Annotated in this window: 12 protein-coding genes; 8 read left to right on the top strand and 4 right to left on the bottom strand. The window is 40.2% G+C overall.

Translation table 11 applies throughout. The features are described 5' to 3' along the window. Nucleotides 1-54: 54 nt before the first annotated feature. The 3 genes from I6F43_RS01760 to I6F43_RS01750 are packed head-to-tail and all read right to left on the bottom strand — an operon-like array spanning nt 55 to nt 1790. Complete coding sequence (locus tag I6F43_RS01760; protein ID WP_121953601.1) at nt 55-663, bottom strand: flavin reductase family protein; 609 nt, start codon at nt 661-663, stop codon at nt 55-57. A 9-nt stretch (nt 664-672) separates the two neighbouring features. Beyond that, nucleotides 673-1395, bottom strand: coding sequence for an SDR family NAD(P)-dependent oxidoreductase (locus I6F43_RS01755; protein WP_197100656.1), 723 nt, complete (start codon nt 1393-1395; stop codon nt 673-675). Further along, nucleotides 1392-1790, bottom strand: a complete 399-nt coding sequence (locus tag I6F43_RS01750) for a thiol-disulfide oxidoreductase DCC family protein (RefSeq protein ID WP_121953599.1) — start codon at nt 1788-1790, stop codon at nt 1392-1394. Before I6F43_RS01750 ends, I6F43_RS01755 begins: the two co-directional genes overlap by 4 nt. A 120-nt stretch (nt 1791-1910) precedes the next feature. Between I6F43_RS01750 and ppc the strand changes: the two genes are divergently transcribed. Together ppc and cdd are read left to right on the top strand one after the other, a co-directional pair. Continuing rightward, nucleotides 1911-4556, top strand: coding sequence for a phosphoenolpyruvate carboxylase (ppc, locus tag I6F43_RS01745; protein ID WP_007582382.1), 2646 nt, complete (start codon nt 1911-1913; stop codon nt 4554-4556). Between the two features lie 425 nt (nt 4557-4981). Further along, nucleotides 4982-5908, top strand: a complete 927-nt coding sequence (cdd, locus tag I6F43_RS01740; protein ID WP_197100654.1) for a cytidine deaminase — start codon at nt 4982-4984, stop codon at nt 5906-5908. A gap of 186 nt (nt 5909-6094) precedes the next feature. On the opposite strand, the gene udp is transcribed toward cdd, so the two are convergent. Then, on the bottom strand, nt 6095-6850 hold the full coding sequence (udp, locus tag I6F43_RS01735) for a uridine phosphorylase (protein ID WP_007582384.1): 756 nt from the start codon (nt 6848-6850) through the stop codon (nt 6095-6097). 454 nt (nt 6851-7304) lie between these two features. Between udp and I6F43_RS01730 the strand changes: the two genes are divergently transcribed. The 6 genes from I6F43_RS01730 (at nt 7305) to I6F43_RS01705 (ending at nt 16703) form a co-directional block, all read left to right on the top strand. Continuing rightward, the gene (locus I6F43_RS01730; protein ID WP_007582386.1) at nt 7305-8414 is read left to right on the top strand and encodes an arginase family protein; all 1110 of its coding nucleotides are present in this window, start codon (nt 7305-7307) and stop codon (nt 8412-8414) included. Between the two features lie 129 nt (nt 8415-8543). Beyond that, nucleotides 8544-9233 carry a transporter substrate-binding domain-containing protein gene (locus I6F43_RS01725; protein ID WP_197100652.1) on the top strand — a complete coding sequence of 230 codons (690 nt, stop codon included), beginning with the start codon at nt 8544-8546 and terminating at the stop codon, nt 9231-9233. A gap of 147 nt (nt 9234-9380) precedes the next feature. Next, a complete protein-coding gene (locus tag I6F43_RS01720) occupies nt 9381-10682 on the top strand; it encodes a hemolysin family protein (RefSeq protein WP_007582388.1) in 1302 nt (433 codons plus the stop codon). Between the two features lie 289 nt (nt 10683-10971). Further along, the gene (locus I6F43_RS01715) at nt 10972-12141 is read left to right on the top strand and encodes an efflux RND transporter periplasmic adaptor subunit (protein ID WP_024593129.1); all 1170 of its coding nucleotides are present in this window, start codon (nt 10972-10974) and stop codon (nt 12139-12141) included. 12 nt (nt 12142-12153) lie between these two features. After that, complete coding sequence (locus I6F43_RS01710; RefSeq protein WP_007582390.1) at nt 12154-15288, top strand: efflux RND transporter permease subunit; 3135 nt, start codon at nt 12154-12156, stop codon at nt 15286-15288. Continuing rightward, nucleotides 15285-16703, top strand: a complete 1419-nt coding sequence (locus tag I6F43_RS01705; RefSeq protein ID WP_197100651.1) for an efflux transporter outer membrane subunit — start codon at nt 15285-15287, stop codon at nt 16701-16703. The genes I6F43_RS01710 and I6F43_RS01705 overlap by 4 nt, the downstream gene beginning before the upstream one ends. Nucleotides 16704-16730: the final 27 nt, after the last annotated feature.

Here is a 16730-nt window from a genome sequence, read left to right as displayed (position 1 = left end):
ATTCAATGTTATGCGATAAGAGGCTAATAGTTTATAGCCTCTTAAATGATCATATTATTTTTTAGCGTAAGGTAAACGCGTGAGTTTATTGCTTGTGTGGTAGCTATCAAGCCCGGTTACTGCCACTGTTTCTATTGCTTGTAAATCTAGGAAACCATCGCTTTGCAGCGCGGCTTTATCAACAAAAACATCCATAATTTCGCCAATAACGAGCTCAGTCCCATTGATGGCTAAATGTTGATTTTCTACAAATTTAACCGAGTACTTTAAGCGGCTTTCTTTTACAAAAGGGGCTGCAAAGTCGTTTAAGTATTCAGGTGTTAAGCCTGTAGCATCAAACTCAGACTCGTCTTTATCGTAACGGGCTGAAGTTTGATGAGCTTGTTTATAAATCGACTTATTCACTTGATTAATGGTGTAAGTGCCCGTTTGTAAAATATTTTCAAACGTATGACGCGGCACACTATGAGGGCGCATAATCATGGCGACCAAAGGTGGGTTAGCCCCAAGGTGAATAACCGAACTTACAATCGACAAGTTGGTATTGCCGAGTAAGTCTTGCGTGCCAATTAAATTAGCGCTTTTAAAACCCGAAAGAGAATTAATTAAATGTGTACGGGTATGTTTTTCAAGTGCGTCTATTTGCGCTTTAGTAAAATGCATTAAAAGTCCTTACCACGGTATTGTAGAGCCTTGCCAGTCTAAATAAGCAGGCTCACCGTTTAGTTTTAAATCAGGGTTATTGTTTGTTAATTCAAATAGTTGCTTGGCTACAAATTCAGGCGTAAATAATTTGCCTTCAGGTACATTTTTTTGAAAGGGCTTTGAAAGTGCTGTATCTGTAGTGCCAGGGTGAAACAGAATGAGTTTGGTATTTTTAGCACGACGAGCAAGCTCTATAGCAGCGGTTTTAAATAGCATGTTAAGCGCCGCTTTAGATGCGCGGTAAGTATACCAACCACCTAATTTATTGTCGTTTATGCTGCCTACGCGCGCACTTAATGCAGTAATAGTACACTGCGTTTTGTGGGTTAACAGTGGTAATACGCTCTGTAAGCAAAGTAGGGGAGTTAGGGTGTTTGAATTTAGAAGTTGGCTAAAATACTCAGCGTCTAAATCCTCCAGCTTTTTTTCAGGCATATGGGTTTCGTTGTGCAGTGTACCATTGAATATAATAACTTGTTGTATATCGGCATTTTGCTCTTTTAGGTAATTAGTAACGCGCGCTAAACTTTGTTTTGTGTAGTCAGTATGCAGGTGGACAACACTTGAGCCAGACTCAATACCTTTTGAACTAATACAAACGATCTGATGAGTAGGCGTGTTTATTTGTAGATGTTCCATGTATGCATTTGCTATGGCACTGCTTGCGCCGAATAAAACAATAGTTTTCATTTATCACCTTTTGCTTTTAGTCCACATTGGCCATTACTGCACTGAGTATTTGGCATTAAAAAGCGACTGATGGAGTGCCGATACTTAGCAAATAATAGGTATCCGCAGTCAGCGAAAAAGCGAATTATTGGCAAGCGAAAAATTTTCAACCAGCTGTGTTTACCCACTATTTTCCATGCTTCGTAAGTTACATCGAGCCCATAAATCATTTCACCTGATTGCTTTTGAGCTTGAAGGTAGTTCATTGCTTTGTCTTTATCAATATACGGGTAGCGCTCACTGAAGTCGCTCGCGTTAAGATCTTCAAGCGTAATTAAGTTTTTGTTATCAGCGTGTTTTAGTTGCTGCATTTCGGTGCTACAAAGAGGGCAGTTACCATCGTAAAAAATGATCATGTGAATTCTTTGTGATTATTTTATATATACTTTTTTACGACAAGACATTGCAAATGGATCTATTAAATATCTCTTCATGATGATATTAATAGTGTCCTACGAAAAAATGGAGACTGATAAATGAGTGAACAATACGCCGCCTTGCGAGGTAATGTAAATTTACTAGGGCAACTACTAGGACAAACAATCAAAGATGCCCAAGGTCAAGCGATTTTAGATAAAGTGGAAGAAATTCGTGCTTTATCAAAATCATCTCGCAGTGGTAACGAAGACGACAGACAAGCGCTAATAGATGTTTTACATGCGCTTAGTGATGAAGAGCTTTTACCGGTTGCCCGTTCATTTAATCATTTTTTAAACCTTGCTAATGTAGCAGAGCAATTTCATACCGTTTCGCGTTTTAATGACGTTGGCCTTGGTCAACAAAACCCTCTCACTCAAACATTAAAAACGTTAGCTACAAAAGCAGAACAAGGCCAGTTAGACAGTAATCATTTGGCCGAAACACTCTCAAAACTCCACATAAACTTAGTATTGACCGCTCACCCAACCGAGGTTACGCGCCGTACTATTATTAACAAACACGTTGAACTAAGTGATTGCTTAGCGTCATTAGAGCGAAAAGACAACTTAGTGCAAGAGCGGGACAATATTTTAAATCGTATTGAACAGCTGATTAGCCAAGCTTGGCATACCGACGATATTCGTCGCTCTCGCCCAACGCCAGTTGATGAAGCCAAATGGGGCTATGCAGTAATAGAAAATAGCCTCTGGCATGCGGTTCCGCGCTTTTTACGTGAATTTTCAGCCAATGTTAAAGACCAGTTGAGCTTAGAGTTGCCAATAGATTACAGCCCAATTGAGTTTACATCGTGGATGGGTGGAGACCGTGATGGTAATCCATTTGTAACATCGCAGGTAACAAAAGAAGTGCTTGATCATGGTCGTTGGATGGCACTTAACTTATACATTCAAGATTTAAAAACGTTGTGCGCTGAATTATCTATGTCAGATGCCAGTGATGAGCTTGTTGAGCTTGCAGGGCAAGAGTTTGAACCATATAGAGCGGTGATCAAAAAGCTTAAAAATCAGGTTGCAGAAACAGTGGCGCACTTAGGTGCTAAAATTAAAAATAAGCGCAGCGATTCACAAGATTTAATTACTAATATTAATCAGCTTAAGCACCCAGTTGAAGTGTGCTATCGCTCGTTATTAAAGTGTAATATGAAAGTAGTTGCGGATGGCTTATTACTTGATTTACTGCACCGTATAAATAGCTTTGGTTTGCGTTTAGCTAAACTTGATGTGCGCCAAGATTCGTCTCGCCACGGCGATGTGTTTTCAGAACTGACTCGTTATTTAGGTTTAGGCGACTATAACCAATGGCAAGAGCAAGACAAACAAGCATTTTTACTTGCAGAGCTTAACTCACGCAGACCGCTTATTCCAAAGCATTGGCAACCAAGCCCTGATGTACAAGAAGTACTTGATACCTTTGATGTAATTGCCAAGCAAGACGAAGCAACATTTGGTTTGTATATTATTTCAATGGCACGAACAGCGTCAGACATTTTAGCAGTACAACTGTTGCTAAAAGAAAGCGGCTGTAGCTTTGATTTACCAGTAGCACCGTTGTTTGAAACACTCGACGATTTAAACGCAGGCAGTGATGTAATTACCACATTGCTTGATAATGTTTGGTATCGCGGGCACATTAAAAACACCCAAAACGTAATGATTGGTTACTCTGATTCAGCTAAAGATGCTGGCATGATGGCAGCAGGTTGGGCGCAGTACGAAGCAATGGATAAGCTAGTACAGCTTGCTGATGCACGTGGTATTGAGCTTGTTTTATTCCACGGACGTGGTGGTACAGTAGGACGTGGTGGTGCACCCGCTGCACAAGCGCTGCATTCACAACCGCCTGGCTCATTAAAAGGTGGCTTGCGTGTAACCGAGCAAGGCGAGATGATTCGCTTTAAATTTGGTTTACCCGATGTAGCACTGCAAAGCTTAAATATTTACGCAGGCGCAGTTCTGCAAAGTAACTTATTACCGCCACCAGAGCCAAAACCGCAGTGGCGCGAAGTAATGAAGCTAATAAGTGAGGAGTCGTGTGAGCATTACCGTAATGTAGTTCGCCATGATGAAAACTTTGTACCTTACTTTAGAATGGCAACACCTGAGCTTGAGCTGTCTAAGTTGCCGCTTGGCTCGCGTCCTGCGAAACGTAACCCTAATGGCGGTGTTGAAAGCCTGCGTGCTATTCCATGGATTTTTGCGTGGAGCCAAAACCGTTTAATGCTTCCTGCATGGCTAGGTGCGTTAACAGGCTTAAAAGCTGCGCTTAATAAGTACGGCGCAGAAACCCTAAACGAAATGAGCTTACAGTGGCCGTTCTTTAGATCGCGCCTAGAAATGCTAGAAATGGTATTTAGTAAAGCCGATTGTTGGTTGAGTGAGCATTATGATAATGCGCTGGTGGAAGATATGTACAAACCACTGGGTGTAACACTTCGTAAAGAGCTTCAAGAAGCAATTAGCTTGGTGCAATCACTTAGCCCGCAAAAAAGCCTACTAGCCGAACAACCTTGGATTAAAGAGTCGATTAGTTTACGTAACCCGTACACCGATCCACTTAACTTACTACAGGTTGAGCTTTTACGCCGTGCTCGCTCAGAGGAAAAACGCAACGAAGGTGACATTGATAATGCATTAATGATCACGATGACAGGTATTGCAGCAGGTATGCGTAATACCGGCTAACATGTTATTTTGTTAGGTATACCAATTAATTATTTTGTTGGGCATACCAGTTAAAATTAAAGGGAGCACGCGATGTGCTCCCTTTTTTTGCGTTTAATAACCTAGGGCCTGTTTATCTTTCGAGGTTAAATTTGCAGCAGTGTATTTGGTATTTAGGCAAGGCAGAGCCTATGTAGTGTGGTTATTCCCCATAAATAGGCGATAACGCAGCATAAAGACCAAACACGCGCTGCCCGAAGGTTCGTCCTAGGGACGATTAACTCTTTGTTGCTCGGTTTTTACTTAGCCCACTAGGTTACAAACCTCGCGCCACGATTAAATCGTCCCTAGTTAGAACAAATTTTAATCCTGAAAGGTCAACAGGCCCTAGCAATTAGCGGCTTAACCTTTTAAACTACTTAGCCATTGAATAATTAAAAAATGTTATGGCTTCAGCAACTTTTACTGTACAGCAAGATACAGCACTTACAAATTCGCACATCACATTAAACGTAGCGCAAACAGCGTCATTACGTAGTCAATTAAAATCACAACGTGGCATATTAAATTCTAATAATATTAAGCAGTTATGCGCACAATTAAATGTGTCTGATGATGCATTATTACAAGGTTTAGTACCTTTAGCCTCTGAGTATGCCGTTGCGCCGATATCAGATTTTCATGTAGGCGCAATTGTTAAAGCACTTGATGAAAACGATGAGGTAAACTTTTACTTTGGTGCAAATGTAGAGTTTGATCATCAAGCATTGAGTTTAGTGGTTCATGCAGAGCAATCGGCTATAAATAACGCATGGTTAAACGGCGCTAAAAAAATAGTTAAAATAGCGATTAGCGATGCACCGTGTGGGTATTGTCGTCAGTTCATGAACGAACTCGCTGATGCGAAAGAGTTTGATATTTTATTGCCAGAGCAACACTTTAAATTGGCAGAATTACTGCCGCACTCGTTTGGGCCGACTGATTTAGGTAACGCGTTTAGCTTGTTTAATCCAGAGCCTCACCAGCAAGTATTTGCAAATGATCAACTAGATGAAAAACTAGCAAGTACAGCATTAAACGCATACGTACCCTATAGTAAAAACTTTAGTGCAGTAAAAATTAGTACATTTAAAAATGGTGATTTTTACGGAAGTTACGCAGAAAACGCAGCATACAGCCCAAGCTTGTCGCCACTACAAAGTGCACTTAGCCAATTATTTATCGCAGGGCTTAGCTTTAACGAAAGTACAGTAAAATCAATTACACTTTTAGAAACCGCAGGCCATGAAAACCAAGCGGGTGTAGCACGTGCTGTACTTGCAAGTTTTAAAAATCTACCGGCAATAGAAGTAATTAGCGCTCAGCTAAAATAACCTCTTAAAAACAATAAAGCACAGGCAGAGCTGTGCTTTATTAAAATGTGCCATTCTATCGAATTAAATAACTCACTAACTGCGTTAAAAATTATTCATATAAGACAACTATACTTCATAATTTTTGCCTTGTTACTGAGCCATTTTCTTATCGTTATAATAGCCCATTAATTAATAGAACTTATATTAATCAAGTAATACTTTAGCCGCTTCTAATACTACCGCTACAGATTTACGCTCAATTTCACCATGGTCAACATTTGGTATTTCTTGGCGAGTACGATTAACAAGTACGCCTGCTACACATGCAGCTTGTAAACCAAGGGCTGCACACATAGTGAATAATGTTGCTGATTCCATTTCGTAGTTCATTACGCCAAGTTTTTGCCACTCTTCGCAGCTACCTTGTAGTGATTTAGGAACGTAACCAGAATGCGTATCGTAACGCTCTTGTCCTGGATAAAATGTATCGCTTGATGCAGTAATACCAATATGAAAATCGATATTTAAGTTTTTACATGCTTGTACCATAGCTTGTGTTGCATAAAAGTCAGACACAGCAGGGTAGCTAAGAGGAGCAAAATGCTGGCTTGCACCGTCTAAACGTACAGACGCTTGGCTAATTAAAATTTCGCCTTCGTTGATATGTGGCTGAATCGCACCTGTTGTACCAATACGTAAAAATTTACGCACGCCAAGTTGTGCTAATTCTTCTACTGCAATCGACGTAGATGGACCACCAATACCCGTAGAACAAACAACCACCGAATGGCCGTTTAGTTGACCTAAGTAAACATGAAACTCACGAGTTTGAGCAAGGCAGGTTGGGTTGTCTAGGAATTGTGAAATGCGTGCAGCACGATCTGGATCGCCCGGTACAATCGCAAGTTTTGCACCTTTAAGATCGTCAATACATAGTCCTAAGTGAAATACCTTTTCCATAACTAAGCCTTTTAAAATAATTTGTTGTCAATCTGGCATCATTGCCATAAACGTTTATCAAGTACAGGACGATTGTCCGTTTTACCTTAACTCCTCCAATTAAGTCTTAATAATTTTAAGGATTAATTTGATTTATTCATCAACTATGAATATTCAATCAAGTGCTTATATACGTAGGCTTGTTGTGCTGTTGACATGTTCAAGCAGACATAATAAGTATCACACAAGCGCGTAACTGCAATTAAATAGTTTATGGTAAATGTTCATTAATATTAAATTAATTCAATAGTTTAAGTTTTTATTAAACACGTAAAAGCTAACGTGTTTATTTATATTAGGCACAGAGTTATTTAGCAAAGTGGAATTTATTTGAAGTTTAGGCACTTTTGGTGATTTTGCATAACTAATCAAAAGTAATTAGCTACGTACAGAATAAAAATCGAAGGAGTTTATTATGAGCACACAATTTGAAGCATTTAAAAACAAAGTTGAGCACTGTTTGTGCGCACCGGGTGATGGCGTATACACAGTAAATACTGCAAAAGAGCGCAAAGCCGCACTGCGTAATAAACTTTATGGACAAACTGAAAACGTTGATAATTTGTGGCGCGAGTCTTTAAATGAATTACCAAATTCTCCACATAAAGCCGTTATGTTAGGTATCAGCTCAGACTGTGGCGGTGGTATTTTACGCGGAGCAAACTGGGGGCCACTGTTTGTGCGCTCAGCTTTAATTGATCAGCAACCGCAGTGTCACTCGTTTGATTTAGGCGATGTACGTGTGATCCCACATTTACTTCATGATAAATACCTAAATGATGCAACCATTTCTAATTGCCAAAAAGCCCTATACGGTAATGAAGATAACGACTATTACGTAAGTCCGTTATCAATCACAGAGGATGTATGCGACAGCTTTTACGCAACATTTAAAGATAAAGGGATATTTGGTATTGGTGGCGATCACTCAATTAGTTACCCACTTACCAAAGCGTACTTAAAAGCAAAACGTGAGCAAGGTAAGCGTACCGCTATTATTCACTTTGACGCGCATACAGATTTACTTGTTGAGCGCCTAGGCATAGATTTATGTTTTGGCTCTTGGTGTACACATATTTTAGAGTTTTTACCAGCGCCACATCATTTAATACAATTTGGTATACGCTCAAGTGGCAAGCCTAAAGCACACTGGGAAAGTACCTTTGGCGTTAAGCAACATTGGGCACATGAAATCATTGAGCGCGGCGCAGCAGCGGTTGCTGCCGACGCTATTGCACAGTTAAAAGCTGATAACGTTGATGAAGTATACGTAAGCTTTGATATTGATGCGCTTGATGCAGAGTTTGCATCTGCCACAGGTACGCCAGAACATAATGGTTTAACACCACAGCATGCGCTTGATATTTTATCAGCCATTGCGGATGAGTTTCCGATTACGGGTGCGGATATGATGGAAATAGCGCCATTTACCGACAGCTCTTTAGTGGGCCAATCAAGCTCTGAAACGACACTTAGAGAAGGCGCTAAAATTTCAGCCTTTTTAATTAGTGCGATGAACAAGTAAGCTGTATGAGCTATAAATACTAGCACTATCAGCGTATAAGTGTGCATTACATGACTAAAAACTAGCAGTTCATAAAGCCTCAGCTATATTTATTAAATACTTATAATGAGTTAGTTGAGGCCTTGCTAAATGAAATTATTGATCTTTTTATTGTTCATTAGCTGTATTAAAGTTGATGCAACTGAAATCACAATAGTAACGGAAGTATTTCCGGACTTTCAGTATATTAATGAAGATAATAAACTCGTTGGCCGCTCTGTCGATAAAGTTCATAAAGCGCTAGAAGGTACAGGTATAAACTACACTATATTGGCGCATAGTTGGGCCATATCCTACAATGCAGCGCTACGCGATAAAAATACCTGTATATTTTCAATTGTTCGATTACCTAATAGAGAAAGTAAGTTTAACTGGGTGGGTGAACTGGAAAGCTTTGATTCTGCCATCTATGGTCTAAAGTCCAGAGGTATAAAGTTAAATACTCTCAATGATGCTAAAAAATATAAAATAGCAGTACTGCGTGATAACTTTAGTCATCACTATTTGCTTGAGAGGGGCTTTAGTGAGAACAAGCATTTATTACTCATCGATAGCCTAGATAAAATAGATAAACTCATAAGCACTCGTCACCATATACTTGATTTTGTTATCCTCAACAAAAAGCAATTTAACTACCGAGTTAAAACAGAGCCTAAGCTTGAGTTACTCGAACCATTACTTAATTTAAATACAACTCAGTCTCCGTTATTTTTTGCCTGTAATATAAATATGGATCCGGCTTTAGTTTCTCAATTAAAAGTCGCCTTTAATAAAATTTAAGCACTTTAAATTTGCTGTTTTACCTCTCAACCAATTGAAAATTAATAGCTTAAATATATTTCGTAAATATAAATTGCTGCGTTTAAAAAACCGATTATAATCCAGCTGCTTTTTGTTTAAAAAAGCGCTAACTTATTGGAGCGTTAAATGGGTGATTTAATCGGGATTAGCTTATTGATCTTGATCAGTGCGTTGTTTGCTATGTCAGAAATAGCAATTGCAGCGTCGCGTAAAATAAAACTGCGAGTAATGGCAGATGAAGGGAATATAAAGGCAGCAGCGGTACTAAAGCTACAAGAAAATCCAGGGGCTTTTTTTGCCATGATCCAAATAGCGCTCAATGCGATAGCGATATTGGGTGGTATTGTGGGTGAGCAGGCCTTATCGCCTTATGTTGAAAGTGTGTTGGTATTGTTTTATCAAGGTGCGCATTTAGAAAAAATTAGCTTTTTATTCTCGTTTTTTACTATTACATCCTTATTTATATTATTCGCCGATTTAATGCCAAAGCGTTTAGCGATGATCATGCCTGAAGCGGTCGCTGTTAGAGTGGTTACAATAATGCGCTGGGTTACCTTTGCATTAACCCCGCTGGTGATGTTTTTTAATGGGGTAACTAACTTTGTGCTGCGCTTATTTAAAGTGCCCGCTGAGCGAGAAGACAATGTGACAACAGAGGACATTGTTGCCATGATGGAAGCAGGTGCTGCATACGGTAGTTTGCAAAAGCAAGAGTATGAACTCATTGGCAATGTGTTTGATCTAGAAGCGCGATTTTTATCAAGCGTAATGACGCCACGCGACCAAATTGTATATTTTGATTTAAACGAATCTAGCCATGATATTGCGACTAAAATTATTGACCATCCTCATAACCACTTTTTAGTTGTGTCAGGAAATTTAGATAAGTTGCATGGCTCTGTTGAATCTAAAGATATTTTACGACAAGTACTAAAGGGCGAAGCTGCCAATATAAACGATGATCTCATTGATAAAGATGTTTTTTACTTACCCGAAACATTAAGCCTATCAGAAGCTTTAAATGCGTTTAAAAGCGCAGCAAAACCATTTGCTGTTGTCGTAAACGAATATGCGCTTTCGGTGGGTATTGTAACGGTAAAAGATTTAATGAAAGGGTTTATGGGTGATTTAATTACTCATCAAGGCGACGAATTAATCATAGAACGCGATAAAAATTCATGGCTTGTAGATGGCTTAACCCCAATTACCGATTTAGCAAAAGTACTTGATATAGAAGAATTTCCTGATCAGATGCACTATGAAACGGTCGCTGGCTTTTTAATTTACAATATGAAGCGAATACCTAAACGCGCGGAGCATTTAACTTTTTCAGGCTTTAAGTTTGAAGTTGTTGATGTAGAAGGAATTAGGGTAGAGCAGTTGTTAGTTTCAAGGGTTATTAACCCGCAGAGTGCTAATATCCTTTAAAATAAGGTGTGCGCTTTAGTTTTTATATAAATAGCCAAGCTGTATTTGCTTGGCTTTTTTGTGTCTGTTAAAAACTTCGTTTCTAAAATGAGATATTATTTCAATATGTTAAGTTGTTTTATTTTCATACAGTCTTGATTCTATTTTCATCTAATTAACATTAAATGCAACCTAAGACGTATATTGTACTGAGGAGTGTAAGTTTGTGTAAATTTCTTCTAATTAAGATTCATTATCAGCGCGTTTTAATTTAGAATGATCGTTCACTCTAAACTAAAAGGTATTTAACATGCAGCGTTCCCGCATCGCTTTATTTGTATTGTCAGCCCTCGTCGGTTCTGTTGCTTTAACTGGTTGCGATCAGGCTGCTGAGCAGTCACAAGCTTCAGCTCCTAAAGCTGTACCAGTGGGTGTACTTACATTAAAAAGCCAAGCGCTTACTCTCAAAAAAGAACTTCCTGGTCGTATCAGTGCATTTCAAATTGCTGAAATTCGCCCACAAGTAAGTGGTATTGTGCAATCTCGTTTATTTGTTGAAGGTAAAGAGGTTAAACAAGGCCAGGCTCTGTATCAAATAGACCCTGCGACATTTGAAGCAGACTTAGCAGCAAGTGAAGCAAGTGTTGCACGTGCTCAGGCGAGTATTTCAAGTAGTAAAGCTAAAGCATCTCGTTTTAGCGAGCTTTTAAAAATAAAAGCGGTAAGTCAGCAAGACTTTGATGAAGCAGATGCTGCATACAAACAAGCAAAAGCAGAATTATTAACGGCTAAAGCGCAGTTAAAATCGGCGCAAATTAACCTTGATTACAGCCATGTGTCGTCACCAATTAGTGGTCAAATTAGTAAATCAAGCGTAACTGTAGGTGCACTAGTTAGTGCTAACCAAAGTACTGCACTTGCTACAGTGACTCAGTTAGATCCAATTTATATCGATTTAACACAATCAAGTAATGAGCTTACCAAACTTAAAAAAGCAATATCATCAGGTGCTCTAAGTGTTGATTCGACTAGCCAAACTGACGTTGAACTTATTATGGAAGATGGCTCTGTTTATCCTCATAAAGGCACATTGCAGTTTTCTGAAGTGACAGTTGATCCAAGTACTGGCTCAGTAATACTACGTGCTAAATTTTCAAACCCAGAAAAATTATTACTGCCAGGCATGTATGCCCGAGCTTCTATTGTGGAAGGTGTTAAGGCGGGTGCTATTTTAGCTCCGCAACGTGGTGTTAGCCGTAATTCAAAAGGCGAACCAACAGCAATGGTTGTCAGCAAAGACAACACAGTAGAAAGCCGCGTATTAAAAGTAGATAGAACGATTGGTTCTGATTGGCTTGTTACTGATGGCTTACTGGATGGCGATAAGTTAATAGTTGAAGGTTTACAAAAAATCCGCCCTGGTGCACCAGTGAATCCATCTGAAATTCAATCGTCTGCTAAAGCCGATCAAGCGCAATAACGGAGAGTTTTAATGTCACGATTTTTTATCGATAGACCGATATTTGCTTGGGTACTCGCTATTGTAGTGATGCTTGCAGGTATTTTGGCGATTAGGAGTTTACCTATTTCGCAGTATCCTTCAATTGCACCACCTGCAGTGAGTATTACTGCAACGTACCCTGGTGCATCTGCACGTACACTTGAAGATACGGTAACGCAAGTTATTGAGCAAAAAATGAAAGGACTTGATGGCCTGCTTTATATGTCATCTACGTCTGAGTCGAGTGGTTCTGCTACGCTTACACTTTCGTTTAGCGCTGAAACAGACCCTGATATTGCACAAGTCCAAGTGCAAAATAAACTAGCGACAGCGACTCCACTATTACCAGAAGCCGTTCAAAGGCAAGGTGTTGTAGTGGCAAAGTCAGCGCGTAACTTTTTAATGGTTTATGCTTTTGTGTCTAAAGATGGCAGCATGACCAATATTGATATTGGCGATTATGTTTCATCAAACGTGCAAGATATTGTCTCACGTGTTGAAGGCGTAGGTGAAGTGCAGCTGTTTGGTTCTCAGTACGCGATGCGTATTTGGTTAGACCCTTCAAAGTTACAAAATTATAAGCTTACACCCGCTGATATTAGTGCATCAATTAGTGCGCAAAATGCACAAGTATCTGCTGGTCAACTTGGCGGTATGCCTGCCGTTGATGGTCAGCAACTTAATGCAACAGTAACGGCTCAAAGTCGATTACAAACGCCAGAGCAATTTGAACAAATATTGGTTAAAACCAATCCAGATGGCTCTTTTGTACGTCTAGAGGACGTTGCTAGAGTAGAGCTTGGCGGTGAAAGCTACCGCGTTGTTGCTCGTTACGATGGACAACCGGCATCAGGATTAGGTATTAAATTAGCCAGTGGTGCTAACGCACTTGATACTGCCGCTGGAGTTAAAAAAGCAATTGAAGAGCTAAAACCGTTTTTCCCTGAAGGGTTAGATGCTGTTATACCTTACGACACAACGCCGTTTGTATCGTTATCTATCGAAAAAGTTATTCACACCTTAATTGAAGCTGTTGTACTTGTTTTTGTAGTTATGTATTTGTTCCTACAAAACTTTAGGGCAACACTTATACCAACAATAGCAGTGCCAGTGGTTTTACTAGGTACGTTTGGTATTTTGTACACCTTTGGTTATTCAATAAATACGCTAACGATGTTTGCAATGGTACTTGCCATAGGCTTATTGGTAGATGACGCAATCGTTGTTGTAGAAAACGTTGAGCGCTTAATGACCGAGGAAAAACTCTCGGCACTTGAAGCTACGCGTAAATCGATGGATGAAATTAAAGGCGCGCTGGTAGGTATTGCCATGGTGCTTTCTGCGGTATTTATCCCAATGGCATTCTTTAGTGGCTCTACCGGTATTATTTATCGTCAGTTTTCTATAACACTGGTATCGGCGATGGGGTTATCTGTTTTAGTTGCTCTTATTTTAACGCCTGCATTGTGTGCAACGCTTTTAAAACCAAGCCATGTACATAACAATGAGACGTTATTTGGCCGATTTTTTACAGGCTTTAACCGTGGTTTTGATAAAACAAATTCAGGTGCACAAAGCTTTGTAGGCCGTATGCTTACGCACTCTAAACGCTACTTACTTATTTATGGTGTGATTGTGGGCGGTATGGTTTATGTATTCTCAAGCTTGCCAACGGCATTTTTACCTGACGAAGACCAAGGTATTTTGTTTAACCAAGTTTCACTGCCAGCAGGCTCTACAACACAGCAAACGCTTGAGGTTGTTAAAAAGGTAGAAAATCACTTTTTAAACGATCAATCTGAAGCTGTGAATGGTATTTTTACCGTTACTGGTTTTAGTTTTGCAGGCTCTGGCCAAAACTCAGCAATTGCCTTTGTTAACCTTAAACATTGGGATGAGCGTCAACGTGACGAGTTATCTGTTCAAGGTGTTGCAGGTAAAGCGATGGGCTACTTTTCAACGATAAAAGAAGCGTTTGTGTTTGCATTCCCGCCACCTGCAATTGTTGAACTGGGTACTGCTAATGGCTTCAATATTTTCTTACAAGACCGTGTAGGCCTTGGCCATGACGCACTTTTGGCGGCACGAAATCAGTTATTAGGTTTAGCAAGCCAAAGTCCAATTTTAGCGGGCGTACGTCCAAATGGACAAGAAGATATGCCAGAACTACAACTTGATACAGATTTGGCAAAAGCCGAAGCGCTTGGTGTGTCGCAAAACGATATTAACAGTACACTTTCGACAGCATGGGGTAGTAGTTATGTGAATGACTTTATTGACCGTGGTCGAGTTAAAAAAGTGTATATGCAAGGTGATGCACAATCGCGCATGGTGCCTGAGGATCTAAATAAGTGGTATGTGCGCAATGATAATGGCGATATGGTGCCGTTTTCAGCGTTCGCTAGTGCTTACTGGACGTATGGTTCGCCACGTTTAGAGCGTTACAATGGTTTTTCAGCAATGGAAATTCAAGGTAGCGCAGCGCCGGGTTACAGTACAGGCCAAGCAATGGATGAAATGGAACGCTTAGTAAAACAATTACCTAATGGTATTTCGTCTGAGTGGACCGGTATTTCATTCCAAGAGCGCTCAAGTAGTGGTCAAGCACCTTTACTATATGGCTTATCGCTATTGTTTGTATTTTTATGTTTAGCTGCACTTTATGAAAGTTGGTCGGTACCGTTTGCGGTAATGATGATTGTGCCACTGGGTATATTTGGTGCAATTATGGCAGCGCTAGGCGGTGGCTTATCTAACGATATTTACTTGCAGGTTGGCTTGTTGACCACCATTGGTTTGGCATCTAAAAATGCGATACTGATTGTAGAGTTTGCGATTCATAAAATGGATGATGGGCTTGGCTTAGTTGATGCGGCTATTGCAGCTGTACGCTTACGATTACGTCCAATACTCATGACTTCGATGGCCTTTATTTGTGGTGTTTTACCACTTGCTATTGCCTCAAGTGCAGGTTCTGGCGCACAAAATGCGTTAGGTATTTCGATTATTGGCGGCACACTCGCATCATCAATATTAGTTGTTGTATTTGTACCGTTGTTCTTTGTGTTAGTTCGCCGTGTATTCCCTGGTAAAACTAACGAGACAACAAAGGAGAGCGCAGAATGAGCATTAAAACATTCAGCCTAAGTGCAATTGCTTTATTGGTGCTAAGTGGTTGTCAATTAGCGCCAGAGCAAAAAGACCTTGCTCTACCAGTATCTGATGCTTATGCATCAGGTACTGAGCAAAGCGCTGCGCAGCAATTAAATTGGCAGCAGTTTTTTAATGATGAAAAACTACAAACCTTAATTACGCAAAGCCTTGAGCATAATAAAGATATGCAAATTGCAGTGCTTAATGTGCAGCGTGTTCGTGGTTTGTATCAAATCGAAGATTCTGCTTTGTATCCGTCACTTGATTTAAATGCTTCTGGTACGCGCCAGCGTTTACCGGCTGATTTGTCGGGTACTGGCGATGCAGCTATTAGCTCGCAGTACAGTGCAACAGTAGGTATTACCTCTTACGAGTTAGATATTTGGGGCAAAGTGCGCAACCAATCAGCGCAAGCACTCCAAAATTTATACTCTACAGAGCTTAGTCAATACAGTACGCAGGTGTCTTTAATTTCTGAGCTTGCAAATGCGTGGCTTAGCTACGCGACGGACTTACAACTGCTAGAGCTGGCAAAAGAAACGCTAACCTCTCAGCAAGAGTCATTATCGCTTACGCAAAAAAGCTTTGATTTGGGGGCTACGTCTTCAATTACCCTTGAGCAGCTTAAAAGCACAGTAGCTACAGCAAAAGTAGATATAGCAACATATAAGCGTTTGTTAAAGCGTGATAAAAGTGCCCTAGATTTATTAGTAGGGAAATCTGTTTCAGCCGATTTGCTGCCTAACAAAGACCTAACTAATTTGATCAGCATGCCAGAAGTGCCAGTTGGTTTACCGTCTGATCTGCTATCGCAACGCCCTGATATTAAAGCCGCTGAGCATTTAATGCTTGCTGCAAATGCCAATATTGGCATTGCACGTGCGGCGTTTTATCCAAGCATTAGCTTAACGGCCAATGCCGGCACTGCTTCAAGTGACTTAAGTGGCTTATTTGATTCAGGCTCAGGGACATGGAGTTTTGTGCCGACAATTAGCTTACCTATTTTTAATATGGGACGTAACCAAGCAAATCTTGATGTGGCAAAAGCCGATCAAGCAATTGCGGTGGCAACGTACCAGCAAAAAATTCAAAATGCGTTTCGCGAAGTTGCCGATGCACTTGCTGATAGAGAAGGTTACCAAGAGCAACTAAGTGCGCTTGATATGCTTATAAGTAGCCGACAAATCACGTTTGATTTATCAAAAATGCGTTACGAAAAAGGCGCAGATAGCTACTTGCAAGTACTTGATGCTCAGCGTACGTGGTACGGCGCGCAGCAACAGTTAATTTCGGGTCAGCAAGCGTATCTTGCAAGCCAAATTAATTTGTACAAAGCGCTTGGTGGCGGATGGAACGTAACCAGTGAAACAGCTCAGGAAGAGAAATAATATTTGCGGCTTTTAAAGCCGCATTAC

It is taken from the genome of Pseudoalteromonas sp. NZS71_1 (genome assembly GCF_015864305.1).
Lineage (GTDB): Bacteria > Pseudomonadota > Gammaproteobacteria > Enterobacterales > Alteromonadaceae > Pseudoalteromonas > Pseudoalteromonas arctica.
The sequence above is the reverse complement of the archived record's forward strand: the minus strand, read 5'-3'. Positions and strand labels throughout refer to the sequence as shown.